The organism is Pauljensenia sp. C0170B4 (assembly GCF_056590235.1).
In genome coordinates, this window is sequence record NZ_JBWPVS010000001.1 from 328,707 (window position 1) to 355,247 (window position 26,541).

General features: G+C 56.6%; 24 protein-coding genes. 19 read left to right on the forward strand and 5 right to left on the reverse strand.

Translation table 11 applies throughout. The annotated features are described in order from the left end of the window. Positions 1 to 81 precede the first annotated feature (81 nt). From pstS to pstB, 4 genes are all read left to right on the forward strand, one after another. Positions 82 to 1,224, forward strand: coding sequence for a phosphate ABC transporter substrate-binding protein PstS (gene pstS / locus AC1EJ1_RS01485; RefSeq protein ID WP_058237333.1), 1,143 nt, complete (start codon positions 82 to 84; stop codon positions 1,222 to 1,224). 14 nt (positions 1,225 to 1,238) lie between these two features. Continuing rightward, entirely contained in the window at positions 1,239 to 2,207 is a 969-nt protein-coding gene (gene pstC, locus AC1EJ1_RS01490) for a phosphate ABC transporter permease subunit PstC (protein WP_058237332.1), read from the forward strand. Beyond that, a complete protein-coding gene (gene pstA / locus AC1EJ1_RS01495; RefSeq protein ID WP_083314548.1) occupies positions 2,207 to 3,193 on the forward strand; it encodes a phosphate ABC transporter permease PstA in 987 nt (328 codons plus the stop codon). Before pstC ends, pstA begins: the two co-directional genes overlap by 1 nt. A 135-nt stretch (positions 3,194 to 3,328) precedes the next feature. Then, complete coding sequence (pstB, locus tag AC1EJ1_RS01500) at positions 3,329 to 4,108, forward strand: phosphate ABC transporter ATP-binding protein PstB (RefSeq protein WP_058237898.1); 780 nt, start codon at positions 3,329 to 3,331, stop codon at positions 4,106 to 4,108. Between the two features lie 188 nt (positions 4,109 to 4,296). On the opposite strand, the gene AC1EJ1_RS01505 is transcribed toward pstB, so the two are convergent. The 3 genes from AC1EJ1_RS01505 to AC1EJ1_RS01515 all read right to left on the reverse strand — a co-directional run bounded on the left by AC1EJ1_RS01505 (position 4,297) and on the right by AC1EJ1_RS01515 (position 6,722). Next, complete coding sequence (locus tag AC1EJ1_RS01505) at positions 4,297 to 4,785, reverse strand: septum formation family protein (protein ID WP_058237331.1); 489 nt, start codon at positions 4,783 to 4,785, stop codon at positions 4,297 to 4,299. Between the two features lie 238 nt (positions 4,786 to 5,023). Further along, a complete protein-coding gene (locus AC1EJ1_RS01510; protein WP_058237330.1) occupies positions 5,024 to 6,088 on the reverse strand; it encodes an inorganic phosphate transporter in 1,065 nt (354 codons plus the stop codon). 4 nt (positions 6,089 to 6,092) lie between these two features. Further along, entirely contained in the window at positions 6,093 to 6,722 is a 630-nt protein-coding gene (locus tag AC1EJ1_RS01515; RefSeq protein ID WP_058237329.1) for a DUF47 domain-containing protein, read from the reverse strand. 320 nt (positions 6,723 to 7,042) lie between these two features. Between AC1EJ1_RS01515 and AC1EJ1_RS01520 the strand changes: the two genes are divergently transcribed. From AC1EJ1_RS01520 to AC1EJ1_RS01540, 5 genes are all read left to right on the forward strand, one after another. Then, complete coding sequence (locus AC1EJ1_RS01520) at positions 7,043 to 8,872, forward strand: phosphoenolpyruvate carboxykinase (GTP) (protein WP_058237328.1); 1,830 nt, start codon at positions 7,043 to 7,045, stop codon at positions 8,870 to 8,872. A gap of 218 nt (positions 8,873 to 9,090) precedes the next feature. After that, positions 9,091 to 10,089: an AAA family ATPase gene (locus AC1EJ1_RS01525; RefSeq protein WP_058237327.1), complete on the forward strand. Its 999-nt coding sequence runs from the start codon at positions 9,091 to 9,093 to the stop codon at positions 10,087 to 10,089. Between the two features lie 21 nt (positions 10,090 to 10,110). Beyond that, entirely contained in the window at positions 10,111 to 11,004 is an 894-nt protein-coding gene (locus AC1EJ1_RS01530) for a DUF58 domain-containing protein (RefSeq protein ID WP_070727780.1), read from the forward strand. After that, on the forward strand, positions 10,994 to 11,452 hold the full coding sequence (locus AC1EJ1_RS01535) for a hypothetical protein (RefSeq protein ID WP_285014993.1): 459 nt from the start codon (positions 10,994 to 10,996) through the stop codon (positions 11,450 to 11,452). The genes AC1EJ1_RS01530 and AC1EJ1_RS01535 overlap by 11 nt, the downstream gene beginning before the upstream one ends. Further along, positions 11,449 to 12,504, forward strand: coding sequence for a vWA domain-containing protein (locus AC1EJ1_RS01540; protein WP_480289549.1), 1,056 nt, complete (start codon positions 11,449 to 11,451; stop codon positions 12,502 to 12,504). Before AC1EJ1_RS01535 ends, AC1EJ1_RS01540 begins: the two co-directional genes overlap by 4 nt. Positions 12,505 to 12,616: 112 nt before the next feature. Here the strand turns inward: AC1EJ1_RS01540 and AC1EJ1_RS01545 are convergent, their stop codons facing one another. Further along, on the reverse strand, positions 12,617 to 14,164 hold the full coding sequence (locus tag AC1EJ1_RS01545) for a carboxylesterase family protein (RefSeq protein WP_480295227.1): 1,548 nt from the start codon (positions 14,162 to 14,164) through the stop codon (positions 12,617 to 12,619). Between the two features lie 111 nt (positions 14,165 to 14,275). Here AC1EJ1_RS01545 and AC1EJ1_RS01550 point away from each other — a divergent pair, with 111 nt between their 5' ends. From AC1EJ1_RS01550 to AC1EJ1_RS01585, 8 genes are all read left to right on the forward strand, one after another. Further along, on the forward strand, positions 14,276 to 15,001 hold the full coding sequence (locus AC1EJ1_RS01550) for a TetR/AcrR family transcriptional regulator (protein WP_480295228.1): 726 nt from the start codon (positions 14,276 to 14,278) through the stop codon (positions 14,999 to 15,001). Between the two features lie 295 nt (positions 15,002 to 15,296). Next, complete coding sequence (locus tag AC1EJ1_RS01555; protein ID WP_480295229.1) at positions 15,297 to 16,295, forward strand: VWA domain-containing protein; 999 nt, start codon at positions 15,297 to 15,299, stop codon at positions 16,293 to 16,295. Next, the gene (locus AC1EJ1_RS01560) at positions 16,285 to 17,487 is read left to right on the forward strand and encodes a tetratricopeptide repeat protein (RefSeq protein WP_480295230.1); all 1,203 of its coding nucleotides are present in this window, start codon (positions 16,285 to 16,287) and stop codon (positions 17,485 to 17,487) included. The genes AC1EJ1_RS01555 and AC1EJ1_RS01560 overlap by 11 nt, the downstream gene beginning before the upstream one ends. A gap of 562 nt (positions 17,488 to 18,049) precedes the next feature. Continuing rightward, positions 18,050 to 19,003, forward strand: coding sequence for a nucleoside hydrolase (locus tag AC1EJ1_RS01565; RefSeq protein WP_480295231.1), 954 nt, complete (start codon positions 18,050 to 18,052; stop codon positions 19,001 to 19,003). Positions 19,004 to 19,019: 16 nt separating this feature from the next. Next, positions 19,020 to 20,327, forward strand: coding sequence for an ABC transporter substrate-binding protein (locus AC1EJ1_RS01570; protein ID WP_480295291.1), 1,308 nt, complete (start codon positions 19,020 to 19,022; stop codon positions 20,325 to 20,327). Then, on the forward strand, positions 20,320 to 21,267 hold the full coding sequence (locus tag AC1EJ1_RS01575; RefSeq protein ID WP_480295232.1) for a carbohydrate ABC transporter permease: 948 nt from the start codon (positions 20,320 to 20,322) through the stop codon (positions 21,265 to 21,267). Before AC1EJ1_RS01570 ends, AC1EJ1_RS01575 begins: the two co-directional genes overlap by 8 nt. Positions 21,268 to 21,508: 241 nt before the next feature. Then, positions 21,509 to 22,120 (forward strand): carbohydrate ABC transporter permease, encoded by a 612-nt coding sequence (locus AC1EJ1_RS01580; protein ID WP_480295233.1) that lies wholly within the window; start codon positions 21,509 to 21,511, stop codon positions 22,118 to 22,120. Positions 22,121 to 22,127: 7 nt separating this feature from the next. Continuing rightward, complete coding sequence (locus AC1EJ1_RS01585) at positions 22,128 to 23,048, forward strand: ribokinase (protein WP_480295234.1); 921 nt, start codon at positions 22,128 to 22,130, stop codon at positions 23,046 to 23,048. 13 nt (positions 23,049 to 23,061) lie between these two features. Here AC1EJ1_RS01585 and AC1EJ1_RS01590 read toward each other — a convergent pair whose 3' ends face one another. Continuing rightward, complete coding sequence (locus tag AC1EJ1_RS01590) at positions 23,062 to 24,084, reverse strand: LacI family DNA-binding transcriptional regulator (RefSeq protein WP_480295235.1); 1,023 nt, start codon at positions 24,082 to 24,084, stop codon at positions 23,062 to 23,064. A 712-nt stretch (positions 24,085 to 24,796) separates the two neighbouring features. Here AC1EJ1_RS01590 and AC1EJ1_RS01595 point away from each other — a divergent pair. Beyond that, complete coding sequence (locus AC1EJ1_RS01595; protein ID WP_480295236.1) at positions 24,797 to 25,009, forward strand: hypothetical protein; 213 nt, start codon at positions 24,797 to 24,799, stop codon at positions 25,007 to 25,009. Positions 25,010 to 25,173: 164 nt separating this feature from the next. After that, the gene (purD, locus tag AC1EJ1_RS01600; protein ID WP_480295237.1) at positions 25,174 to 26,511 is read left to right on the forward strand and encodes a phosphoribosylamine--glycine ligase; all 1,338 of its coding nucleotides are present in this window, start codon (positions 25,174 to 25,176) and stop codon (positions 26,509 to 26,511) included. Positions 26,512 to 26,541 lie beyond the last annotated feature (30 nt).

Sequence of the window (26,541 nt, forward strand, 5' to 3'; positions counted from 1 at the left end):
TCTTAGCGTGAGCAATATCCGGGACATTCCGGGTCTATCGTCAACGCGCCGCCACAGTGGCGGCAGAACGGAAGATGATCAATGACAGTGCATGCTCGTACAAAGCTTCTCGCCACTCTGGCAGGTGCCACCACCATGACGCTCGCTCTGGCTGCTTGCGGCGGCGGAGACAAAGCGGAAAGCACAGGCGCGGACAACGGAGCATCCGGCGACTCTCAGTCAGCTCAGGATGAAGTTGCACCTGCGACTGACCTCTCAGGTTCGGTTGCCGGTTCGGGTGCGTCCTCCCAGGAAGCCGCGATGGAAGCTTGGAAGGCAGGCTTCAACGAACTTAACCCTGATGTGACTGTTTCCTACGAGGCAGTTGGCTCAGGTACCGGTATCACACAGTTCACCAGCAAGCAGGTTGCATGGGCCGGATCGGACGCCCCGCTTGAAGGCGACGAGATCGCAGCAGCCGAAGCACGCTGTGGTGGACCTGCATGGGACCTTCCGGTGTACATCTCCCCGGTTGCCGTCATCTTCAACCTTGAGGGTGTCGACTCCCTGAACATGGATGCCGCAACCATCGCCAAGATCTTCGCCGGCGAAATCACCAACTGGAACGATCCGGCAATTGCCAAGGCAAACCCGGATGCGAAGCTCCCAGATCTCGCCATCACCCCTGTTCACCGTTCCGACAAGTCAGGTACGACCGAGAACTTCACCGACTACCTGCACTCAGCTGCTCCCGAGGCATGGCCGACGGATCCAGGCAAGGAATGGCCAGTCTCCGGTGGCGAATCCGGTGACAAGACCTCTGGACTTGTCCAGGCCGTCCAGGCCGGTAACGGCACCATCGGCTACGCCGATGCTTCTCAGGCCGGCAACCTCGGAACTGTCGCACTGGCAGCAGCCGACGGAACCTACGTCTCCTTCTCCGCTGAGACAGCAGCCAAGGCCGCTGAAACGGCTGAGCGCGTTGCGGATCGCGATGCCAACGACATCGCACTGTCCGTGAACCGCGTGCCCGAGACGAACGACTCCTACCCGCTGATTCTGATCTCCTACTCAATCGTGTGCTCCACCTACGAGGATGCGAACGAGGCCGAACTGGTCAAGGCATTCATCGGATACCAGGCTTCCGAGGAAGGCCAGCAGATGGCAGCCGACAACGCTGGTGCGGCTCCCATTTCCGAAGCAATGCGCAGTGAAATCAACGGCGTTCTGGACCAGATCAAGTAAGGTACAGGTTCGCGTTGGTTACGACACCTACAACAACGAAGAATAAGAGCTGGGAGAGAACGCCAGGGAGAATCGGTAACAAGGTTTTCGCTGGCCTCTCAACCGCCGCTGCTTCGTTAATCTTGTGCACGCTCGCAGCAGTAGCGATCTTCCTACTGCTGCGGGCGTGGCCCGCGATTTCCGACCCTTCCCTGCGTTTCAAGATGATGGGGTCGGCTGAGGAAGTCACGATTTGGAAGTTCACGGCGCCGCAGATATTCGGCACGATCCTGGCAGCAGTGCTGGCACTGCTCCTGTCCGTTCCTGTTGCAGTCGGTGTCGCCCTCTTTATTTCCCATTACGCACCTCCGCGTATCAGCCAGGTTCTTGGATACCTCGTTGACCTGCTTGCGGCAGTTCCGTCCGTTATTTACGGCCTCTGGGGTGCGATCTGGTTGATCCCGATCCTCATGCCGCTCTATGACTTCCTGGGTAAGTACTTCGACTGGTTCCCACTCTTCGCCGGCACAGTGTCCCCAACGGGCCGTGTACTCGCCTCCGCGGTGGTGATCCTTGCTGTCATGATTTTGCCCATCATTACTTCCGTGTCGCGAGAGGTCTTCCTGCAGACCCCGCGCCTGCACGAAGAGGCTGCTTTGGCCCTTGGTGCCACGAAGTGGGAAATGATCAAGATGGCCGTTCTGCCGTTCGGACGCTCCGGTATCGTGTCAGCGTCCATGCTGGGCCTTGGCCGAGCTCTTGGTGAAACAATGGCTGTCGTCATGGTGCTGTCAGTCGGCAGCAATATTTCATGGCACATCCTCGAGGCAGGTCAGCACTCCACGATTGCGGCCAACATTGCCTTGCAGTTCCCCGAATCAACGGGCATCAACTCGTCGGCTCTGATCGCAACGGGTCTTGCTCTGTTCGCGATCACCCTCATCGTCAACTCGATTGCGCGCTGGATCGTCTCGCGTCGAGCCGCATTCTCAGGAGCGAACTGATGAGCACAGCAACACTTGGTACGAACACTTCGCCGAAGGACGTTTCCGATTCAGACAACAATCGCGGCCATCAGAGCCCGATCCATGAGTCGCTGCCAATCGGAAGAAAACTCACCAATGGCTTCGTGACAGTACTGGTGACTGTCGCATTCGCTCTTGCCATGATTCCGCTGGTCACGGTGTTGGTCACGGTGATCAGTAATGGCTACCTGCGCACCACGTGGGACTTCCTCGTCAGCGATATGGTCGGCATGTTCGGCGGTAAAGTGGGCGGCGGTATCGCCCACGCACTGGTCGGAACCACACTCGTGACACTGTGGGCGACACTGATTTCTGCGCCGATCGGTATCTTCACGGCAATCTACCTGGTCGAATACGGTAACAACGGGCTCCTGTCGAAGGCCACGACATTTTTCGTCGACGTCATGACCGGCATCCCCTCGATTGTTGCTGGTCTGTTCGCCGCCTCGATCTTCATGTTGTACGACCCCTCCTATCGAGCAGGCATCATCGGCGCGATCGCCTTGTCGGTGTTGATGATCCCGACAGTGGTGCGTTCCAGTGAGGAAATGCTGCGCCTGGTTCCTAACGAACTGCGTGAAGCTGCCTACGCTCTGGGCGTGCCAAAGTGGCGTGTCGTGGTGAAAGTCGTACTGCGTACCGCTGCAGCAGGCCTGACTACCTCCGTCATGCTGGCTATCGCCCGCGTCATCGGTGAAACAGCCCCGCTGCTGATCACCGCAGGCTTCATTGGACGCATGAACGCCAATGTGATGGATGGCCGCATGGCGACACTGCCGGTATACATTTACCGACAGTACTCGCAGGGCCTGGCCACCTGCCGTGAAGGTGTGGCTAACTGCGTACCCACCATCAACTATGAACGGGCGTGGGCGGCCGCCCTCGTCCTCATCCTGTTGGTGATGGTTCTGAACCTGATTGCCCGAGTGATCGCCAAGATTTTTGCTCCCAAGGGAGGACGCTAAACGATGAGCACAATGGATAATCCCGCGGGGCAGGGCACACAGACAGCCGTGGCAACGCAGACGGAACGCGCTTACGATGAGCCACGTGACGCGTCGCCTTCAAATCTGACAGTGAAAAAAGACGGAGTTAAAACGATGACGACGTGTTTCAATATCACCGATGAACAGATCTACTACGGCGATTTTCTTGCCGTGAAAGATGTGACGGTGGAAATTCCACGCCACGCGATCACCGCGTTGATTGGCCCGTCAGGATGTGGCAAGTCGACATTCCTGCGTTCCCTGAACCGCATGCACGAGGTGATCCCCGGTGCGCATGTGGAAGGCAAAGTTGAGCTGGAAGGCGTCGACATCTACGACAAGAAGATCGACCCCGTCCAGGTGCGTCGCCATGTCGGCATGGTGTTCCAGCGCGCCAACCCGTTCCCCACGATGTCGATTCGTGAGAACGTGCTCGCTGGCATGAAGCTCAACGCGCGACGTATGAACAAGGCGATGCAGGACGAGATCGTTGAAAAGTCACTTCGCGGTGCGAACCTGTGGAACGAAGTTAAAGACAGGCTGGACATCCCGGGATCTTCACTGTCTGGTGGCCAGCAGCAGCGTCTGTGTATTGCACGCGCCATCGCGGTGCGCCCCGAGGTCCTTCTGATGGACGAGCCGTGTTCGGCTCTCGACCCGATCTCCACGCTCGCCATTGAGGACCTGATGAACGAGCTGAAGTCGGAGTACACGATCGTTATCGTCACGCACAACATGCAGCAGGCATCGCGTGTGTCGGACAAGACCGGTTTCTTCAACCTGAAGGAAACGGGCGGCTCCGGCGAGCTCGTCGAATTCGACGACACCGAGACGATCTTCTCGAATCCGTCCAAGCAGGCGACCGAGGACTACATCTCCGGACGCTTCGGATAAGATCGCGGGCTTCCTGGCCCGGCAATGCTTCCGGCGGGCAGCTTCTCACCACTTATGAGGCCTCGCGGCCTACTGTCAGACATAGGGTGAGGGGTTGCCCGCCGGGTTTTGTATGCCGTGGGGCGCCCACGTCAATCACTGGCGAGGGCGCCCCACGATTATCGCGTTTTCAACCTTTACGCGGAGCATTACATCTTGGAATCCCTAACTGACTGATTCAATGTCTGGCCAGTCTCGTGGAAAATGAGGCAGGAAACCACGCGGTCGCCTTCTTTCCATGAATCTTCAGATGGGCTCAACGGCGCCACGTCCAACTGCGAGGCTTCCAAAGGGACACCGACATATTCTTCGAAGTGCTTCGCGCACTCAACGGTGGCCTCATCCGACAGCGACTCAGAGTACTCCGGGGCGTCAATCTCATAGTCGTACATGACTTCGCCGACATGGGGTTCCGAGCATTCAACTACGGGCAGGGATTCCACGATCTCATCTTCAGGCGGGGCCTCGATACACTGGCCAACCTTCAGGTCAAAAGCTGACGTGTCGTTACCCGATCCGAGGAACGAACACCCGGCCAGCATGGATGCCGCCACTGCGAACCCGCATGCACTCAATGCTGCACACACGGTTCGTGATGTCGGGCGATGCGAAGAAGAAAGGTCTTGAAAGTTCAGCATATCGTTCTCACTTAGCGTCGCGCAGTCGCCCTCGTAAATGAGTGGATGAGAGGAAAACGCCACCTGCAACGGAGGCGACAGCTGAGTTGTCAGGACACTTTCATGGTATCGAACGGGGTATGAAAAAGATAGAGAATTTTCGACGAAAACCGGCGCGAAATCGTCGAAAAGTCCGGTGCGGACGCTCAGAGGGAGCACGTGCGATTCGGCGGGGGCTGCGCAGCGAGCGTACGTGCTTCTAGACGATGCCAACCAGACCGTGGATGGCGAAGAACAGCACTGCCGCCACTGCCGCCGCAGCGGGCAGTGTCAGGAACCATGCGATCACGATGTTTCCAGCCACGCCCCAGCGCACCGCTGAGAATCGCCGGGTTGAACCCACGCCCAGAATTGCCGAGGTGATGGTGTGCGTCGTCGAAATCGGTGCGTGGAAGACGAACGCCGACAGGTAGAGCACGGCGGCAGAAATGGTCTCCGCGACGAAACCGCGGGCAGGATCCAGGTCGATGATCTTGCGGCCCAGGGTGCGCATGATGCGCCAGCCGCCCGAGTACGTGCCAAGAGAGATCGCGCCTGCAGCGGCGAGCTTGACCCACAGAGGAATCTGCATGTCGCCGGTGGCAGGGTCAAACACCTGGTGGGTTTCACCGTAGCCGCCTGCAATGAGGGCCATGACGATGACACCCATCGTCTTTTGAGCATCCTGCAGACCGTGGCCCAATGCCATTGCTGCAGCTGACAGTGTCTGCGCCAGGCGGAAGTTACGCATCGTGCGGTGATACGGGAAGTTTGCGAACAACCACAGCACAACCTTCATGAGGATGAAACCCAGCAGGAAGCCAATGACGGGGGAGGCAAACATGGGGACGATGACGTGCTGCACGATGCCGGTCCATTTCACGGCAGTCGCGGACGCAAGCCCGGCACCGACCAGACCGCCGATCAACGCATGCGATGACGAGGACGGCAACCCAAACCACCACGTAATCAGGTTCCACGTGCAGGCCCCCACCAGGGCTGCCAGAACGATGACGAGGCCCTCGCGTTGCAGACCCGTATCCGTTGACAGAGAGTAGTGAGAGATGTCGATGATGCCTTCACCGATAGTCTTGGCTACTTCCGTGCCCATGAGCGCGCCGAAGATGTTCATGACGGCGGCCATGATCAAGGCGACGCGGGGGGTCAGCGCGCGGGTCGACACGGACGTCGCGATTGCGTTGGCAGCATCGTGAAATCCGTTGGTGAAGTCGAAAATCAGGGCGATGACGATCACCATTACGACAAGGATCAGATTGAGATCCACCGCTTCAGGACTCCTTCACGGCAATGGCTTCAATACCGTTGGCGAGGTCCTCAAATGCGTCGGTTCCTCGCTCAAGAACCTGCACGACGTCTTTGAGTTTGATGATGGTGACTGGATCCAGAGAGGAGTCGAACAGTGCTGTCAGAGTGTGACGGTAGGCCTTGTCACCCTCGTTTTCGAGGCGGTTGATCTCCACCCAGTAGTCACGCAGGTCAAGTGGAGACTTCAGGCCGGGCAGAGCGGTCGCGGTCTGATCTGCGCAGCGCACCAGAACGTTGATCTGTGCTGCGAGGAGCGTGGCGACGTCCTCGGGAATGTCGTCGAGGCCGTACAGCACGATCAGGTCGCCAGCCTCGTCCATGTAGTCCATGCAGTCGTCGAGCCGACCGGCAAGGAAGCCGAGGTCTTCACGGTCGAACGGGGTCACGAACGACATATTGAGCTTTTTCGTTAACGCATGGTTAAGCTCATCTGCCTCGTGTTCAATTTCGTGAAGCTTGTCGCGGAGGGCGACTCGCTCCAGGGGCAGTGAGCCGAGCATGGATCCCAGAAGATCGACAGCTGATACTAAAAGTGCTGCTTGCTTAGTGAGTAGATCGAAAAACGACGGCCCATCGGACTTACGTAAAGGCATACGGACTCCCAGTATTCACATGTCTGTCAGACATAGTTAACATTAGGGCAAATCGCTGCAAGTTTCACACAAGCAGTTAATTTCGCGAAATCCTCGCGCATACGTGCAGGTGTGCTGGCGAGTTAAATGAGGATTTTCGCACGCGTTTATTCTAAGGCTGGCGCGGAATCGTGCGCCAAACCGGCGGTGAATGTGGAGTCGGACACACCAGCGGTGGGACTATTCGCCCTAGCGAAAACCCCCATGGTGCGAGATGATGGGATCGTAGATCGAGGGCGTGACCGCGCCCTGGAGTACCGAGTGCCTCAGGAGGCAAAAGTATGTCCGTGACCGAACAAGATGTCCGCTCCGCAGCGCCATCAAATGCTCCCGAAGACGTCGTGAGTTGGGTGGCCGAGATTGCTGCTCTGACCACACCTGATGCCATCGAGTTCTCTGATGGCTCCCAGGAAGAATGGGATCGTCTGACTGAGCAGATGGTTGACTCAGGCATGTTCACGCGTCTGAACGAAGAGAAGCGCCCCAACTCCTTCCTGGCTCGTTCTCTGCCGTCTGACGTCGCCCGTGTCGAATCCCGCACATTCATCTGCTGCGAGAAGGAAGAAGACGCCGGCCCGACGAATCACTGGGCAGATCCCAAGGAGATGAAGGCAACTCTGAAGGAGAAGTTCACCGGCGCGATGAAGGGACGCACCATGTACGTGGTGCCGTTCTCCATGGGGCCGCTGGGTGGCCCGATTTCTCAGCTCGGCATTGAGATCACCGACTCGCCGTACGTTGTGTGCAACATGCGCATCATGACCCGCATGGGTGCCAAGGCTATGGACCTCATCAACGAGGGCAAGCCGTGGGTTCCTGCAGTTCACTCCGTCGGCAAGCCGCTTGCCGAGGGCGAGACTGATACCGAGTGGCCGTGCAACGACGAAAAGTACATCACGCACTTCCCTGAGACCAACGAGATCTGGTCTTACGGCTCCGGTTACGGCGGCAACGCTCTGCTGGGCAAGAAGTGCTTCGCGCTGCGTATTGCATCGACGATGGCTCGCCGCGACGGCTGGATGGCGGAGCACATGCTCATCCTGCGCCTGACCTCTGAGAAGACCGGCGAGCAGTACCACATCACCGCTGCCTTCCCGTCAGCATGTGGCAAGACCAACCTCGCTATGCTGCAGCCGACCATTGACGGCTACAAGGTTGAGACCGTCGGTGACGATATCGCATGGATGCGCCCGGGTCCCGATGGCACCCTGCGCGCCATCAACCCGGAAGCCGGCTTCTTCGGTGTTGCCCCCGGAACGTCCTACAAGACCAACCCGATGGCAATGGAAACCGCCAAGGCCAATTCCATCTTCACCAACGTTGCACTGACTGACGATGGCGACGTGTGGTGGGAAGGCATCGACGGCGACGTGCCTGAGCACCTGATCGACTGGCACGGCAAGGACTGGACGCCGGAGTCCGATGCACCGGCAGCACACCCGAACTCACGTTTCACGGTTCCAGCATCGCAGTGCCCGATCATCTGCCCCGACTGGGAAGCACCGGAAGGCGTGCCGGTCACCGCAATCCTGTTCGGCGGCCGCCGCGCTTCCAACGTTCCGTTGGTTGCTGAGCAGTACGAGCCTGCACACGGTGTGTTCATTGGTGCATCCGTTGCATCCGAGCAGACCGCTGCTGCTGAAGGTTCAGTCGGCTCCCTGCGCCACGACCCATTCGCCATGCTGCCCTTCTGCGGATACAACATGGCTGACTACTGGGGCCACTGGCTGGAGATGCAGAAGGAACTGGGCGACAGGTTCCCGAAGGTCTACCAGGTCAACTGGTTCCGTAAGGACGAGGACGGCAAGTTCATGTGGCCGGGATACGGCGACAACTCCCGCGTTCTCGACTGGATCGTTCGCCGCGCAGCCGGCGAGGTCGAAGCCATCGAAGGCGTCACCGGCCTGTACCCGAAGTTCGAGGACTTCAACCTTGAAGGACTCGACCTTGACAAAGAGGCTTGGGACAAGCTGTTCTTCATCGATCCTGAGGCGTGGGAAGCCGAAATGGATGATACCGAGAAGTACTTCGAACAGTTCGGTGATCATCTGCCGGCAGAAATTACCGAGCAGCTCAAGAAGTTCCGCGATCGCATTGCAGCTGCCAAGTGACGATGCGATCTGCAGAACCCGCAGATCGGTGGTGCGTAGTCTCCCAGTGAGGCTCGCAGCCTGAACGTTCAGGGGCTCGTCTGGGAAACCAGACGGGCCCCTTCGTCTTTATCTAGCCATCGTGATCTTCCTGAACGTAGACTAGCCTCAGAGGCGCATCAACCAAAGTGAGACAATGAGTGCGTCGATCGCACAGTTGAAGAAGAAAGATACTGTTCATGAGCCAGAGCCCGAACTATCTGACTGACGAGGAACTCTCCCACGCCAGAGACCTGCTGTCTCGGGTGGAACGCATTTTCGCTTCCCGTGTGGTGGGACAGGATGACCTGCGACGTGCACTGATCGCGTCACTGCTGGCACGCGGGCACATCCTGCTTGAATCCGTCCCTGGCCTGGCCAAGACAACAGCAGCCCAGACCCTGGCTTCAGCAGTATCCGGCTCCTTCAGGCGTATCCAATGCACACCTGACCTCATGCCCAATGACATTATCGGCGCGCAGGTCTATAACCAGGCGACAGGCGAAATGGTCACGCAGCTCGGACCTGTTCACGCCAACCTCGTGCTCCTGGACGAAATCAACCGTTCCTCAGCGAAAACCCAGTCAGCCATGCTCGAGGCCATGCAGGAAGCTCAGACAACGATCGGCGGCGTGAACTACCCATTGCCCAAACCCTTCATGGTCATGGCTACGCAAAACCCCATCGAAGAGGAAGGCACCTACGTTCTGCCCGAAGCTCAGATGGACCGCTTCCTGATGAAGCAGATCATCACCTACCCTCAGCCTCGTGAAGAACTCGAAGTCCTCGAACGCATCGATGCGGGCACGATGGATGCGCAGATCCAGGAAGAACCGATCAGCCTCGAGGATCTGACCACGCTGCAGAAGATGACGAACCGCGTCTTCATTCACCACACCCTGAAGGCCTACATCGTTGACATCATCAACACCACGCGCGGCCAGGGTCCTCGCTACGTCGAGCCAGTGAGTAAACTGCTGCGCGTAGGAGCCTCCCCGCGTGGCGGTATCGCCCTGATGCGCGTCTCTCAGGCCCTCGCCTTGATGTCAGGTCGCAACTACGTCACCCCTGAGGAAATCAAAGCGATGCGCCATGCAGTGCTGCGTCACCGCATGATCCGCACCTATGATGCGATCGCTGACGGTGTGGACGTGGATCGCCTGATCGATTCTGTCTTCAACGCCGTCCCGGTGCCGTAAACACCCAGAAGGATCTGCATCATGGCATCAGGCACGTCTCGCGGCACGCTCCAGGCAATCGGCACTCGCGTCGAATTGCCTGTCATGCGGCGTCTCCTGTCGGTGATGGAAGGTCGGCACTCGTCTGAACGAACCGGGCGGGGCATGGAGTTTCGTGACATGGCGGTCTACCAGCGCGGCGACGATGTCAAGGACATTGACTGGAAAGCGACCGCCCGAGCCGGGGAACCCATCGTCAAGCGTCGTGAAGCAACCGCCAACGTGCAGATGATGCTGGTGGTCGACGCCGGGCGATCCATGGGCGCCCTCGCACCTTCGGGGGAGTCAAAGAACGAAGTTGCCCTGGAAGCGTGCCGCATTGTCGCGTGGCTGGCTTCCATGCGCGGCGACCAGGTAGGTATGGTTGCGGGCGATTCACGTCGTTTGCGGCACGTGCCCGCTCGCTCCGGCAACCAGCATGCGGAGATGATTTTGCGCCAGCTCAAGGCGAACATCGACCTGACAGCGCCTCCCTCGGACATGCACAGGCTATTGACGAGGGCGTTCGCCGCAACCCGCCGCCGATCCCTGATCGTCATCGTGACAGATGAGACGCGCCCGCAGTTGTCCGATGAGCAGGCTCTGAAACGCCTCACGGTGCGTCACCGCGTGATCGTCATGCAGGTGGGGGACATGCTGGCGGCATCCTTGCCGAAAGGGACCGAAGTGATCGACGTCAACGCCGGTCAGCTGCCTGAATTCGTCATCGGTGACAAGAAACTGGCGGAGCAGGCCGCGATCGTGGCGCATCAACGCAAGCAGGCAGTGTCGGAGATGCTGGCGCGAGTGGGGGTCACTCAGGTGTCGATGGATTCGGTTGCGGCGGTGCCTGGTGCCCTTGTCACAGCGCTTGAAAGGAGCGGTCGTGCCCACTGATTCGCTGCAGGATACGCTGACCTACCCGCATTGGATGTGGATCACCGGCTGCGTCCTGATCCTCCTGGTCATCGCATGGCTGTCGATCTGCCTGTGGAGGTGGCGCAATGCGCGCGAAGCGGACCACCCCGAACTGATGACGATTTCACAGGCCGAAAAGAAACGTTACAACGAACTTCTCACGCAGATTGCCGCCCGGCAGGACGAGGGCGACCTGGACACACGCGGCGTGCACCTGGCCGTTGCCGGTTTGATGCGTGCGCTGGGAACTCAGCGAACGGGGCGTGACCTGGAAGTGGCCACCGTTGAAGAGATCCGCCAGCTGGTGCCCACGTGGACAGAGCTGGCTGACGTGCTGAACGCGTGCGAAGACCCCTCGTTCCAGGAAGAGAACCAGGCTGACACGCGTGCCGTGATTGCTCAGGCACGGCAGGTGGTGGACTCATGAAATTCCCACTGTTTATTGCCGTCGTCATCGGCATTGTCGTTTTAGGGGCGCTGACCAGCTGGATCTTCTTCCGTGACCGGTCGCGCGCTCACCGCCACGAAGCGTGGGTCGCCAACAGTGGGTTCGTGCGGACGTTGCCGAAGTACCGCCAGCTGCAAAACCTTTCACGCCTGGCGCTGCTGGGTGTGGTGATGCTGCTGCTGGGTTTGACGTTGAGCACTGCCGTGGTGGCGGCATCGCCGGTTGACCGGCGCGTGGATAACCACAGCGTGCAGTCTCGTGACATGATCATGTGCCTGGATGCGTCAGGGTCGATGCTGCCATACGACATGCAGATCATTGAAACCTTCGATTCGATTGTGTCGGGATTTGCCGGCGAGCGTGTCTCCCTGCAGCTGTGGTCGGGCCGTTCCTGGATTGTGTTTCCTCTGACCGATGACTACGACATGGTGCATGAAGTCTTTGCCGAGATTATTGACACGATCGATTCCGGCAACTTCAACATGCCGGACAGTTTCTGGGTCATGACACCGGAGGTGGAGCGTTTATTCCGCCACATCAATGACCCGAAGATCTGGGATATTGACCCCAACGACCCTGATCCGGACACCTCCGACATCGTCTCCTCACAGTCGGGTGACGGCCTGGCGTCCTGTGTGTACGGCTTCGACCACACAGACAAGGAGCGCTCACGCACGGTCCTGTTCGCCACCGACAACATGATTCAGGGCACGCCTTTGTATACCCTGCAGGAGGCCACTGACCTGGCGATCGAGTACGGCGTGACTGTCACGGGCCTGTACCCGGACCTGTCCCTGAGCTTCGGTGAAGCAGAAGAGATGCAGGAGCAGGTCGAACGCACCGGCGGGCAGATGTACACGCTGGGTGACCCGAGCCTGACAGATTCGGTGGTGCAGGAGATCGAGGATGAGCAGACCGCCGAACTGTCAACGGGTGAGGTTGTGGAAACGGACCGGCCTGAAGGTGCTCTGTCCTTCGGCGGCTGGTGCCTGCTCGGCCTGCTTGCATTGGCGGCATGGATGCGCATCTAGCACCACTACCGCTCGTCAGGGTCATTGACGAGGGGACCGCGGCGCCACTGTCACGTGTGGTTGCTGAGAGTGCGGGCGCAGATGGCGCTGGAAAGGCGGACGCTGCCGGTCGCTAGAAGTACAGGCGCACCTGCGCGGAATGCGGATCCCACTGCGGCCACGGTGCACTGTGGTGGCGAATGAAATACACCCAGTCCTCATGCATGGAGCGACTGTCCTCATCCAGTTCCCCGTCGTAAACCGGCGCGTCGAAACCGTTGCGCAGCGTGGTGAGCGCGGATTGCGGCGGCTCGATGTCAGTGGGGAAGCGCACCAGCGCGGTCTGAGCTTCTGGATTGTGGTGCACATCGAATGAGAACGGCAGATCGAAGCAGTGCTGGGAGAGTTGACGCGGCCACGGCCATTGAAAACAGTAGCGCCAGGTAGCAGCGCCACCCTCGTCCCTGGACTGCAGGCAGCGACGAAGCGGGGCGTGGACGAGCGGCTCGGTGCTGATCGCTTGGTTCAGGATCTGGCGAGGGGCGCGCAAGGCGCTCCAGCGTGCGACGAATCGGCGGGCATCGTCCGCGGTCCAGCCGCACGTCTGCAGCGCGGAGGCAATGGCTGCGGCCTGCTCGGTGGTGGCCGGGTTAGTGCCTGTGTCGTTTTCACCTGCGAACTCGTGCGCCGTCGAACCGATCAGCAGTGGCACCGAGGTGTGGCCGGGCGTACGCGCAATTACGGCCGGGTGATCAGGCAGGACCGGGTCTCCGATGACGGGGCCGAAGGGGGAACGCTGCGGGCATTCGATGGTGAGCGGATCGCAACCGTCAGCGTCAACCTGCATCTGTGCCGTCTCGCCCAGCGCGATGATGAGGTGCTGTTGAGCGGAGTAGATGGTTTCCTCGCTCAGGGAACACCAACCGTCGAGGGTGGCGGGGATACCCGCTGCGAGGGCTATGTGTACGGCCGTGACGTGAGAGTCGTCAACGGTCAGCGTGATGGGCAGGGGAGACTGACAGATCGCGGCGTGGAATAGTCCCTCGGCTTGCCCGGATGCCATGAGTGCGTGGATGCAGGCTGCTCCCGCGCTGTGACCGGCCACGGTGACGTTATCGGGGTCACCGCCGAAGCTCGCAATATTGTCTCGCACCCAGGTCAGCGCCATGATCAGATCGAGCAGCGCTCTGTTCGTGGGCGCATCGGAGCCGTCGACCCAGCCGAAACCGTCGAAGCCAAGGCGATACGACACGCTGACCGTCACAATGCCGTCGCGGTTGAAGGCGTTCCCGTCGTACCAGGGGGACGAGGGAGACCCTGCGACGTATCCACCGCCGTGGATCCACACCATGACGGGTGCGCGCGCATCGGTGCGGCCGGGATGAGGCGTAAAAACGTTGACCAGAAGCGTGTCATCGCCGGCGATTGACGGTTCAGAGATGGTGGTGACATCAAGGAGCGCATGCCTCTGCGCAGTGGCGCCGGGGCGCGTGGCGTCGATGGGCTGCTCCCAGGGTGAGCGGCGCCGTGGGGCGAGGAAACGCAGAGGACCGGTCGGTGGCTGCGCGAAGGGAAGGCCGAAGAACGCCCACGAGTCGGATCCAGGGTGGGATGTTGGCCGGCAGATACCCTGCACGGGGCCGCACGGTGCATCGACGATCATGGTGTCACGTGGACTCATTGCCAGTGTCACTCCTTCATGTGGGACGTTCCCATTGTGTCAGCGCGAAGCGTGAGGAGGCACTGGCGCCCGCAATATGGCCGCTTTGTTACTGTTTTGTAGTGTGACAGCATGTCGAAAACCGGTGAGCTGCGCATGGTGATTGAAAATGAGCCATCCTCGGGGAACAATCACACTATGGCCACACGCGAAGAACCACGAAAGCGCCGTCAGCCGGGACGTCCTCCCGCCGGCAGTGAAGACAAGCGCGCCCGAGTCCTGCACGAGGCGGTCGAGCTTTTCGCTCATCAGGGATATGCGGGAACATCTCTGGCGGAGATCGCGCGGGCAGCGGAGATCTCCAAAGCCGGGTTGCTGCATTACTTCCCGTCCAAGGATGCGCTTTTCGCGGCCGTTCTGACCCAGCGTGACCAGAAAACTCACGAGGAATTCCTCCTCGATTCGACCGACGACCCGTGGAAGCTCCTTGACCAGTGGGTGCACCTGATTGAACGGAATGTGCAGGATCCCACCGGGGTGGCGCTCTACTCGGTGATGAGTGGCGCTGCCGTGAGCGATGAGCATCCGGCTCATGAATGGTTTACCGGTCACCTCGCCACAACGATTGAAATGTTGACCCGCGCTTTTGATGAGGGGAAGAAAACGGGAACTGTAAGACCGGATGCGCCGTCTCGATCTCTCGCGCGCTGTCTGGTAGCTCTTTCTGACGGGCTGCAGGTGCAGTGGCTGGCGGCCCGAGCGTGCCACGACAAAGACAAGGCCACCGTGTTCGGCACGGATCTGGTCACCGAAACCCGCATGCTTGCGCAGGCGATCCGCAGCACGTGGGGCATGTAAGTCGAAACTGGTCGGGCGCTTCTTTGCGGGTCGCACCAATGTACTCGCGCAAGGGTGAGGCAGCTGTGATGACACGAGCGTAACGGATGGAAAACGACTTGAGCATCACGGGTCGTGACGGATGTTCCAATTTTCAGATTTCCGCTACTGTGGTACTTGCAGACCTGAGTTTCTGCGCGAGAAGTCCCCTATGGCGGAAGCGACCTTCACGGGGAGCATTCCTCGCAGGAGGTTTCCACTTGTGGGAACGGGTCGGCGCACCAGGCAACCGGGCTGAGGCAAAGGAGATAGACGCGTGATTTTCCGCCCCATTGTCTCCCTGTGGGTCCTCGCCATCTTCTTTATTGCATGCGTGGCACTGTGTGTCTGGGGCGCTCGCAGACGTGCGATGAGTTCGCGCGTGAATCTGGTTCGCCGCCTCCTGATCGTCTCACTCATGACATTCATGCTTGCCGGTCCGTCCATCAGGCAGGAGTCGCACAGCACCACCTCGGATGTCGAACTGTGGTTCGTTATCGACCGCACCGGATCGATGGCGGCCGAAGATTATGGTCCTGACCGCTTGCCGCGCCTCGACGGCGTCAAAGCGGATGTTGCCACGATCGTTGACCACATGCCAGCCGCCAGGTTCTCAATCTTCACGTGGGATCGTGACATTGAGCGGGTTTTGCCCGTCACCAGCGACATCGGCGCGATCGACTCGTACATGCAGATCATGGGCCAGGAACTGTCCTCCTCGTCCCAGGGCTCATCATTGGCGCGCCCTGTGAGTGACCTGCGCAGCTACCTCACCAAGGCTCAGGAATCGCGCGGCGGAAACTCGCGCTATGTCGTCGTCATGGGCGATGGGGAGAACACCGAGGATGCCTCGCAGGGAGTTGGGGACTGGCGTTCAGTGGCAGAGGCATGTGACGGTGCGCTGGTCATCGGGTATGGAACTGCCGAGGGGGGCCGGATGAAGACGCGCTCACTCGATCAATCCCAATCCGGCTACATCCCCGACCCGCAGGACCCTTCCAGGGACGGGATCTCATCTGCTGATGAAGGTGCCTTGCGTGAGGTCGCCAGTCAGCTCGGTGCTGACTATGTCCATTCGCCCGATAACGGGTCGATTATTGACCATGCTGCTCAGTTCAACTCTGAGGGCAAGCTAATATCGGAGTCACGTGACACAGTTGAGGTGTACCGCTACTACGTCTGGCCGTTCGCATTGGTGTTTGCCGTGTTGCTGGCATGGGAAGCCTCGGCAATCGTGGCCCGCATGCGCAAGATGAGGAGGGCTCATGTCATCTGATCAGCCACCGTACGACTTTGCTCGTCCGCAATCCTCTGCGGGCGGAGCCAGTGCGCAGGCTCCACATGACGATGCCAGCGCGCATCCTTCGCGTGCAGGTGCGTCGTCACACGGTGGGCGCTCTGCCGGTAAAGCTGCGTCGAAGACCCGTGCCCCAGGGTCGCTCGCATTATTGTGGTGGACGTTGCCGCTCATGCTGATCGTCTTGCTGGCAGCGGCATTCCTGATCGGATTGACACTGTGGTCGCACGCATCTGGGGTAGCATACCGCTCCGGAAATTACGACAAAGCGATGGGCGGCTACGACGGTCAGATGACGGTCACTCAGCGCGGACCGGAGCGGTGGCTTGCGTTCTACAACAAGGGCACGACTTTCCTGGCTGAAGGCGAGGTTGACGGCGGTGTTTCTCAGTTGTCGACTGCGTTCGAGCTGGTGCCCAAGGCCGTCAAGAACGAGGACGGCACGATCGAGCCTTACTCCTATGAATGCATGGTCAGGAACAACCTGGCCGTTGGAAAAGAAATCATGGCTGACGGGCTGGAAGCTCAGGGTGATCATCTGGGCGCGCGTGATACCTACGACGAGGCGCTCGAGCTGATTCAGATTTGCCGGGCGCCCGATGACACCAGTCGGCCGCAAAGCGGTGACCAGTCTCAAAGCGGCGACGAGCCGCAAAGCGATCAGTCACAAAGTGGCGATAATTCCCAAAGCGGTGATCAATCCCAGAGCAGTGATCAGTCGCAAAGCAGCGACCAGTCGCAAAGCGGTGGCGGATCGGATTCGGACTCCGGCTCAGATTCAGATTCCGACTCGGATTCCGACTCTGACTCAGGTTCTGGTTCGCAGTCCGATCAGCAGTCCTCGCCGGCGGATCAGACAAATGACCGCATTTCACCTAAGCGCGATCGTGCGAATGACCAGCTGCCTGACGGTCAGAAGGATCGAAAAGACGGGGAACAGGACGATTCTGATGGCCAGGGTGGCGGCACCCGTCAGCCCCAGCCGAAGCCCGATCAAGGCAATGATCCGAACTCCACGCCTGCTCCAGAAAAGCGCGAAGATCCGTACGCGGATGAAACCCAGGAGGAGAAGGACCGCCGCGAGGAACTCAACCGGCGCTCGAAGGAAACCAACAGTGACGTCGATCCGTTGGATGGCAGCCGCGACACCAGGCCGAATGGCAAGTGGTGACGCTGGATTATTTGCTTCCGCACGGTGTGGAAAATAGCCTTCAACGATTGTTGAACTGTTGCGGTCTATGGCTTCGAAGGTTGGAAATCTTGTCTTGGATCTTTCCACGAGATTGAGCTTACGTACTGGCGCGGTGTCCTGTAAGAGTTTTGTGGGGGGTGGGGGGGCCGTATTGCGAGGTTCTTTTAGAAACGCAAAAATCTGTGTCTCGTTGGGGCAGCGAATATTCCACGTTTGCTCTCTGGCGTTTGTAAGAAATCTTCCTTTGGGTCGAAAGTAGCCCTACTTCTTAAATTAGAAGTGGAGTATAGCGCGAAAAGACTGTCGGCATTGGAAGTCCGGTAGATAGCTTGTCAACGCTGAGCGCTGTTGGAAATAAAGATCAGCTTCTCGCGGGGCGAAAGAGACGAAACTTGAGGGGATGGATCCTCTAGTTGTCACGGAGGTGAGGCCCTGCTGACAGAAAGACTCGTTTAGAACCCTTCTGGCGATTCTGAGATTGACATCCCTATAGGTATGATGTCACAATAATCAACACGTGTTGATCTGACGAGGAGGTACAGTGACGACACAGGTGATCTTGGATACTGATCTTGCCATGGGGGCTCCTGGATCGGATATTGACGATGGGTTTGCTCTAGCCTTGGCTGTAGCCGATCCCTCGATTCAGATAAATGCCATTACTACGGTAAATGGAAATACTGATGTATGTACTGCCACGGAGTTGGCAGTTAAATTGCTCGAGAAGTTGACAGCTTCCGATATTCCGGTATTTAGAGGTGCTGATCGTCCTCTCTTGCGCGAGCCGAATCATGTGTTGCGAGAGCAAGGGGAGTGCGTACTTAGCGATGCGACGGCTGCTTCCTCCGCTGCGGTTAAGATTGTGGAAATTGCTAGGCGTTCGAAAGGAAAACTTGTAATCCTTGCGATTGGACCTTTAACTAATCTTGCTCTCGCTCTACGTCTCGATCCAGGAATAGTGGATTGCATCAGTGAAATAGTGGTGATGGGTGGCGTTTTCTCTGAGAGCACGCATAGGGCAAATATGCCAGGAGAATTTAACATTTGGGTCGACCCTGAGTCGGCGCAAATTGTCGTTGATTCGGGCATCAGAGTCCGGTTTGTGGGCCTCGACGTGACACTCAAAACTCGTCTTGGGCTTGATGAGGTTGAGGAGATGGAAAAGTCTGAGGTGAGTTTTGTTCGGTATGCAGGGAAATACACCCGAGAGTGGATCAAATACATAGCTACGGAAAATCCTGGAGTTGTTGAAGATCAGGATTCTTGTGCGATGCATGATCCGCTTGCAGTTGCAGCCCTAAGTGACAGTAGCGTTATTCAATGGCGGGACGCGTACGTGAAGTTTTGCTGTGGCTCGGAGTCATTCCGGGGAATGGCGATTGCAGATTTTCTCGAGTCAAAGACCACGCGATCGCCGAACTGTAAAGTGGCGGTCGACGTAGACGTCGATAAGTTTAAGAAATATTTCTACTCAACTTTGTCAAGAATTAGTTAGGAAAAGGTGAATCGTGATGTTTCAGAGAAGAACTGGAGCAGTCGTAGCTGCGCTGGTCTCGGGCGCACTTGTGTGTACCGCATGTTCTGGTGGCGATGGTCACTCAGCTTCTGGAGGATGGGAATTTCCTTCAGAGGATCCAACGGCGACAATTAAGGTCCTTAGCATTTTATCTTTGGATGTGGAGGGAATGCAGAGCGTTGTCGATAAATTTGAGGAAGAACACCCTTCCATCAATGTCGAATGGGAAACTGTCCCCTTCTCTGACCTTAATTCAGTAGTTGATTCTCGTGTGAGCCAGAAAAATGGATCGATTGACGTTTACTGGGTCGATCAACCGCGCGTCGCTTCTTTAGCTTCACGAGGATATTTGGAAGACATAACTGATCAATTCGCTGGCCGAACTGACAAGTGGGATGAGCCTTCTAAGGAAGCAAGTTCGTATGATGGGAAATTATGGTCCACGCCAATTGCAACGTCGACACAGATTCTTTATTACAACAAGACTCTTCTAGATAAGGCGGGTGTGGACGCTCCATCAGCAGATCCGGAACACCGCATCACATGGGAACAGCTAACGGCGGATGCAAAAACTGTTCAAGAAAAAACGGGCGTTCAGTGGGGGATGGCTTTAGGACAATTCGATAGATATTATCAAATGCAGCCAATTTTGATGGGAACTGGCGGCGGTACAGGCGTGACTGGCGAGGACAATCTGACTCCTGACGTTGTCGACGAAAATTGGATTTCTGCTTTGGAGTGGTATGGATCGTTGTTCTCTGATGGGGTTGCTCCCCGAGGAGAAGAAGAAGTCCAAGATGATTTTATCGCCGGTAATATCGCATATATTGAGCAGGGAACTTGGCTTGTTGACGGGATGGCAGATATCGATTTTGAGTGGGGTGCAGCGCTTAGCCCGACATTCGAGGGTAAAGATCCGATTACTCCGACTGGTTCATGGTCGCTAGGAATGAATCCCTATTCAAAGGCGAAAGAGGCTTCGGCAATCTTCATGGACTGGATGTCTAGCGAAGATGGGTACACGAAGTACCGTCCTACACCCGACCTCGCTGCTACTTCCACAGGGCGAGAGACATACTTTAACAGGGAGATATTCCAAGGACCAGCAGGGCAAGATGCAATCAAAATCATTGACTATGAGCTCGCTAATACTGCTGTAACACGCCCAAGTACTATTGGGTATGTTGAATTCGAAGAGATTCTTAACCGTGCTTTTGCTGATGTACGAAACGGTGGAGATCCTCGAAGTGCATTAGAGACTGCGCAGCAGCAACTAGAAACAGCTTGGGCTGTTTATGAGTAGTTCAAAAGGCGTGAGGAAGTTGCTCAGCCGAACAACAACGAGGCGCGGGGCTAGGAAGCCGAGCTTTAACGGTAAGAAACGTGACGCCATCTGGGCGGTCGTCTTCTTAGCTCCGGCTCTCGTTGCGATTTTTTCTCTAAGGATAGCGCCGGCTTTACAGGCTTTGTGGAGTAGTTTCTTTAAGGCTCTTCCTGGGGGACTTTCAGTACCATTTTTTGCAGGTGGCGCAAATTATCGTCACTTGTTCGGCAATCCAGAATTCTTAGAAACGTTTCTTCGCACCTTGGTGTTCAACCTCGTAATAAATCCGCTACAGGTCGCTATAGCGCTATTGTTGGCGATCTTGATGACGCGGAAGCTCGCGCTAACGGGGCTGTGGAGAACTCTACTGTTCATACCGGCAACAATCCCAATTGTTGGTTCCTCCATCGCGTGGGGCGCCATATTGCGGCAAGACGGACCCATGAACGCGATCTTGTCGGTATTAGGTGTAACGACCCAACCATTTCTAACGAGTCCATCTCAGGCTTTAGCATCCATAATGCTGATTGCCACATGGATTGGCGTTGGCTACTGGATGATTTTTCTAATCACAGGAATTGAGAACATCCCTCGTGAGTACTACGAGGCCGCGAGTATCGACAGAGCTGGTCCTCTTCGCACATTTTGGTCGATTACGTTGCCGCTATTGAAGCGACAATTGTTATTTGTGCTGGTGGCTGACACAGTCGCTAATTTTGTGTTATTTGTCCCGATTCAGATGCTCACGAATGGCGGGCCTGAAAATACCACCACCCTGTTGATGTTTGATGCGTATCGGACAACTTACGGGTACGGAAACCGAAACTTGGGTGCAGCGGAAGTCGTAATTTTAACTTTGATTATGCTTATTTTTGTTGGATTACAATTCTGGCTATTGAGGGATCGCAAAGATGTATAAACTTAGAAATGTGAAGAATGGGAGGGGAAGAGTAAAAAGAGCGGTTCTGCTTCTGACCGTTATTGTTCTTTGCATGGTCTTTTTGTTGCCGGCGCTTTGGATGGCCCTCGGTTCATTTAGACCCTCTATAGAGGTTATGTCTTCTTTGCGTCCTCTGAGTATAAAGAGTCTAATACCGTCAAAATTCACTCTCGAGAATTATTCGGTGCTCCTATTTGTGCGACAATTTGCTCGGAACCTAATGAATTCTGCGATCGTTTGTATCGGTTCTGTTTGTATTGGATTGATACTATCGCTAATGGCTGCATACGCACTAGCAGTCCTGCGTTTTCGCGGAAGGACAGCATTGTTTGCTGTTGTGGTGATCGGTTTCATGGTCCCGTTTGAAGCAGTTGCCATTCCTCTCTCATCCCTTTTTACCGATTGGGGACTTGCAAATACATATATTGGTCTTATTTTGCCTGGGATAGGGAATGGATTGGCGATTTTTAACATGCGACAGTTCTTTCTTGGGATTCCAGATTCGTATCGAGAGGCAGCGATGCTCGACGGCGCATCAGAGCCGAGGATTCTCTTTCAGGTTTATGCTCCTTTGGGCGTTCCTGCGATGATAAATGCATCTATCTTGATTTTTCTTGGGCAGTGGTCGTCGTATCTGTGGCCATTGCTGATTATTTCAGATGGGGATAAGCAGGTGGCGCCTGTGGCGCTAGCGAACACCGCTGGTGAGCACGGTATTAATTATGGTCAGAATTTTGCTGGAACCGTTCTTTTGTCATTAGTACCGGCATTGATGATGTTTGTACTCCAGCGTTTTTTCTCCATGGATGCCTCATTGGCAGAGGAGAAGTAGAGTTTACATGTTGAACAAGAAGAAAATAGTCGTAGTCGGATCTGCAAATTGGGACTTAACTTTGGCAGTCGATAAGTTCCCCGAACCTGGCGAGACTTTACTTGTTCGTAGTGCTAGTTCAACTTGTGGAGGAAAAGGTGCTAATCAGGCGCTTGCGATAGCTGGCCAGAACGCGTCTGCCGTTTTTGTCGGATGTTTGGGTAGAGATAGTGCCGCTAAGAAGATTCTCGAAGTTTTGACTTCGGCTGGAGTGGAGACCTACGGGTCTGTGCAGCATGTTGGTGGCATGAAAACTGGGAATGCAACAGTGGTCATAGACCGAACGGGAGAGAATTATATCCTCGTCGACAGCGGGGCAAATTCCAGTCTCGATTCGGCGACTGTGAGCACTGTTTTGTCCACTTATCTGCACGAGGGCGAAGTCTTGGTATGCCAAGCCGAGATCCCAAGAGACACCTTGATAGCGGCTATCGAATATGCTTATGAGATTTCAGCAGTCATTGTTCTTAATTTGGCGCCTTTTGCTATGTTGCCGACTGCGGTGCTCAAGAAGGTGGATTATCTCATTGTGAATGAGATCGAAGCTTGCCAAGTTTTGGATGAGAAATTTGTGAATTGGACAGAGACGAAGCAGCTTGCTCCGGCTCTAGCATCCTTAGTGGCGAGAGCTGCGATTATCACGGGTGGTAGCAATGGGGCATTGCTCTGTAGAACTTCGGGTGAAGTAGCAGTGGTACCAGCTGAAAAGGTAGCGGTCGTTGATACCACCGGAGCGGGAGATGCTTTTGTTGGCGCATTCGCAGCTGCTTTGGCATCGGGTGTGCAACTCCAAGAGGCTGTGCGAAAAGGAGTGGACCTTGGAACCGAGATGGTCCAAGTGGAAGGCGCGCAGCATTTGAATGTGCCGGAGAAGGGGCTAGGAGTTTAGGAGGTGAAATGAACTAGCATCCGCAGGTTTCGCCAATTCTGAGACTCCCCTCGAGGAGTATCTCTCGGGGAGATTGTTTTGGTTCAGCTATGAGACGAAATAGCTCTTCGATAGATGTCTTGGCGAGTTTTTTTAGTGGCTGTCTGAGCGAGGTGAACTCCGGAACTTGATTAAATCTATTGCCTGCACCGTCGAATGACGTGAAACTTATGTCCTCTGGTATCCGTAATTTTAGTTCATGGCAGGCACGAAGCACCCCAATCGCTTGCGCATCAGAACTAATGAAGAGCCCAATAGGTCCCTTCGAGTTTGATAACTTCTCTTTAAATTCAGGAGTTGAGACTAAGTCGCGGAAAGCTCTGTATCCGCCTAGAGGCGTGAAGGTGCCTCTCGATATCAAGGCAGGTGTAGCCTCTAGATTCGCAGTTTCCTGTTGAGTCTTCCATCCGGAGATTCTCTCTTCTGACAGAAGGAGTCCCTTGGGACCTCCAATGCATGCGATCGTCCCAATACCGTGTTCTTGTAAATGCCTTACAGCTATTTCGGCGCCATTTTTGTTATCGATGAAAACGCTGGAGGCGCCCGAGAGTCTTGAAGTTCTGTCTAGAGTGACTATCGGCAGCTCTTTTGAAGCTTCCTCCACCAGGTCGGCTGCACGACTCGAGACAATGAGCAAGCCGTCTAGGTGCCTGCTTGCAAATGCTTTTACGTAACGCAACTCGCGAGAGGGGTCCTCATTAGTAATACCCATGACGAGTAAGTTGGATGAGGCTGAGACCTCTTCCTCAATCAGTTGTGCTAATTCGGCGAAGTAAAGATTGGTTGGGGATGGGGTGATTAAACCTATCATTTTGGTTGAGCCACTTTGTAGAGCGCGGGCAATGGGGTTGGGGTGATAGTCGAGAAGCTCTATTGCGTCCTCGATGCGCTTCCGAGCTTGGGGAGAGACCGCGCGGGGGCCGCCATTGACAACGTAACTCACAAGGGCCGGAGAAACGTCTGCCAGCTTAGCCACGTCGGCTCGTGTTGGTTTCATATCGATCTTTTCGTTGCCTACCGGTGGGGAATCTTTACTAGATTAACTCGAGTTATGTGGTTTTGTTTCTCCGTGGAGTTAGAGGTCGATTTTGCACCACAGCAAAGCCCCACCCCTTTGTGATGCGTAGTGAGGACCTAATAGTGGTAGGGCTGCTTCTCCGTAGAGAAGTAAATTTCGTAAACTGTGGAAGAGAAAGCTCTATTCGGCAGTTACCTAGATCTACGCATCGTCCGAGTGGCGTTCAGTACTCGAGTCGTGTGAGGTTATAGTTCGTAGAAATAGACGGTCATCTCCTGCCTGTGACAGGCATACTTTATGCCCTTAACGTGAATAGTCTGCCTCGTCATCGAACTATAGAATCAGGCGGTCATACAGCATTTTCATTGATGTGCGCGGGTTTCTTTGGATTTTGTGACTTTGAATTCCAACTGTCTTGGGTGGAATTCGTGTATTCTAGCTATGAGTATCTATGTTGTAGAATCTCTTCTACTCAAGATATGCTTGCTACTAAAAGGCTTTCGAATTGTGTAAAATCTGTGGACTAATCTACCGAAAATTGTAAGATGCTTTAAAAATGATCTATCCTTTGGAGTAAAGCTGCGAAACCGCTTAACGGATGTGATTTGTAATTTTCGTCAAGGGCTCTCTATCTGAATTTAGTCAAATCTCATCATCTTGCCACTTTTACATAGACTAACGATGGTGAAACGTGAGTCGTATTATATGCGCCGAGCCGCCACCCGATCCGGGCAGTGATCTGAACCCCGCGGCGCCACCGGAAACGCGCGATGACCCCTATGCGGGGGAAACGCAGGAGGAAAAGGGCCGCCGCGAGGAACTCAACCGACGCTCGAAGGAAACCAACAGCGACGTCGACCCGTTGGATGGCAGCCGCGACACCAGGCCGAATGGCAAGTGGTGACACGACCGGCTTAGACAGCACAGATCGCGCACAGGCTCCGCAGTATTTGTCCGGTCATATGTACTCGACATAGGACATGACAAAGCCTGTGGGGGTGACTGGTCTAACCGAAAGTAGGGGACTGAGGCGTCGTTTACGGCCTGACAGTTCGGTAGGCTGAAGGTGTGAAGGTTCTGCTCATTGGCAATGGTGGGCGCGAACATGCCATCGCGCGCGCACTGATCCGTACTGGCGCACACTCCCGTGTTCTGGCTGAACGCGGCACACCGCTTGAACTGTTCGCTCAAGCCGGAAACCCCGGAATTGACCGCATCGCCACGCCTGTGGACTTCGCTGGTGCCAACCCCGCTGACCCCAACGATTCCGACGCCATCGCGCAGCGCGCACGCGACCTGAACGCTGACCTAGTCATCATCGGACCGGAAGCCCCCCTCGTCGCCGGACTGGCTGACGCGGTTCGCGCGCAGGGCATCGCATGCTTCGGCCCAGGCAAGGAAGCCGCCCGCCTCGAAGCATCAAAATCTTTTGCCAAAACTGTCATGGACGAGGCCGGCGTCGCCACTGCCCGCTCCTTCACCTGTCATACGATGGACGAGGTTGACCAGGCGCTCCGCACATGCACCACCCCTCACGTTGTCAAAGACGACCAACTGGCCGCAGGCAAAGGTGTGTTGGTCACCGCTGACACTGACGCTGCACGCGAACATGCGCGCCACTGCCTGGACCGTCCCGACGGTGCCGTCGTCATCGAGGACTACCTCGATGGGCCGGAAGTCTCCCTGTTCTGCATCAGCGACGGCACACACGTCGTCCCACTGGTCCCGGCACAGGACTTCAAACGCCTTCAGGACGCCAACGAAGGGCCGAACACCGGTGGAATGGGTGCCTACTCGCCGCTGCCGTGGCTCCACGACGGACTTGCCGACGAGGTTGTTCGCACCATCGCAGAACCAACGGTGCGCCGCATGGCGCAGCGCGGCATACCGTTCACCGGTCTGCTGTACTGCGGGCTGGCGATGACCTCGAGTGGAGTGCGCGTCGTCGAATTCAACGTCCGCTTCGGTGACCCGGAAACACAGGTCGTCCTGGAGCGTCTCGAATCCCCACTGCTTGACCTGCTCGACGCAGCATCGCGCGGCACCCTTGACCAGGCAGCGGCCCCGACCTGGAGTGACGATGCGGCAGTCACCGTCGTCCTGGCCTCACCTGGATACCCCGTTCGTGCGCGCACCGGCCAAACGATCCGCGGAGCCGAAGCCGCAGAGGAACTGCCTGGAGTCCACCTCATCCACGCCGGCACAAAAAGTGTCGGCGCAGCGCAGGACAGTGAAGCGCACGCCACCCTCGTCGCTGATGGGGGACGCGTACTGGACGTCGTGGCGCGTGCAGCAACCATTGATGAGGCACGCCGCGCAGCGTATGAGGCAATCGAACGCATTGACTTCCCTGAATGCCAATTTCGGCGTGACATCGCGCAATGGCCAGACGGACTCAGCGCCTAGGCACACGCATATCAGCAGTTCAGCGCAAGG

Bases quoted from the DNA above. Each gene is read 5' to 3' on its own strand.
- pstS (WP_058237333.1), top strand. From the start codon at position 82: ATGACAGTGCATGCTCGTACAAAGCTTCTCGCCACTCTGGCAGGTGCC.
- pstA (WP_083314548.1), top strand. From the start codon at position 2,207: ATGAGCACAGCAACACTTGGTACGAACACTTCGCCGAAGGACGTTTCC.
- pstB (WP_058237898.1), top strand. From the start codon at position 3,329: ATGACGACGTGTTTCAATATCACCGATGAACAGATCTACTACGGCGAT.
- AC1EJ1_RS01505 (WP_058237331.1), bottom strand. From the start codon at position 4,785: ATGCTGAACTTTCAAGACCTTTCTTCTTCGCATCGCCCGACATCACGA.
- AC1EJ1_RS01515 (WP_058237329.1), bottom strand. From the start codon at position 6,722: ATGCCTTTACGTAAGTCCGATGGGCCGTCGTTTTTCGATCTACTCACT.
- AC1EJ1_RS01520 (WP_058237328.1), top strand. From the start codon at position 7,043: ATGTCCGTGACCGAACAAGATGTCCGCTCCGCAGCGCCATCAAATGCT.
- AC1EJ1_RS01525 (WP_058237327.1), top strand. From the start codon at position 9,091: ATGAGCCAGAGCCCGAACTATCTGACTGACGAGGAACTCTCCCACGCC.
- AC1EJ1_RS01530 (WP_070727780.1), top strand. From the start codon at position 10,111: ATGGCATCAGGCACGTCTCGCGGCACGCTCCAGGCAATCGGCACTCGC.
- AC1EJ1_RS01540 (WP_480289549.1), top strand. From the start codon at position 11,449: ATGAAATTCCCACTGTTTATTGCCGTCGTCATCGGCATTGTCGTTTTA.
- AC1EJ1_RS01545 (WP_480295227.1), bottom strand. From the start codon at position 14,164: ATGAGTCCACGTGACACCATGATCGTCGATGCACCGTGCGGCCCCGTG.
- AC1EJ1_RS01550 (WP_480295228.1), top strand. From the start codon at position 14,276: ATGTCGAAAACCGGTGAGCTGCGCATGGTGATTGAAAATGAGCCATCC.
- AC1EJ1_RS01560 (WP_480295230.1), top strand. From the start codon at position 16,285: ATGTCATCTGATCAGCCACCGTACGACTTTGCTCGTCCGCAATCCTCT.
- AC1EJ1_RS01570 (WP_480295291.1), top strand. From the start codon at position 19,020: ATGTTTCAGAGAAGAACTGGAGCAGTCGTAGCTGCGCTGGTCTCGGGC.
- AC1EJ1_RS01575 (WP_480295232.1), top strand. From the start codon at position 20,320: ATGAGTAGTTCAAAAGGCGTGAGGAAGTTGCTCAGCCGAACAACAACG.
- AC1EJ1_RS01580 (WP_480295233.1), top strand. From the start codon at position 21,509: ATGAATTCTGCGATCGTTTGTATCGGTTCTGTTTGTATTGGATTGATA.
- AC1EJ1_RS01585 (WP_480295234.1), top strand. From the start codon at position 22,128: ATGTTGAACAAGAAGAAAATAGTCGTAGTCGGATCTGCAAATTGGGAC.
- AC1EJ1_RS01590 (WP_480295235.1), bottom strand. From the start codon at position 24,084: ATGAAACCAACACGAGCCGACGTGGCTAAGCTGGCAGACGTTTCTCCG.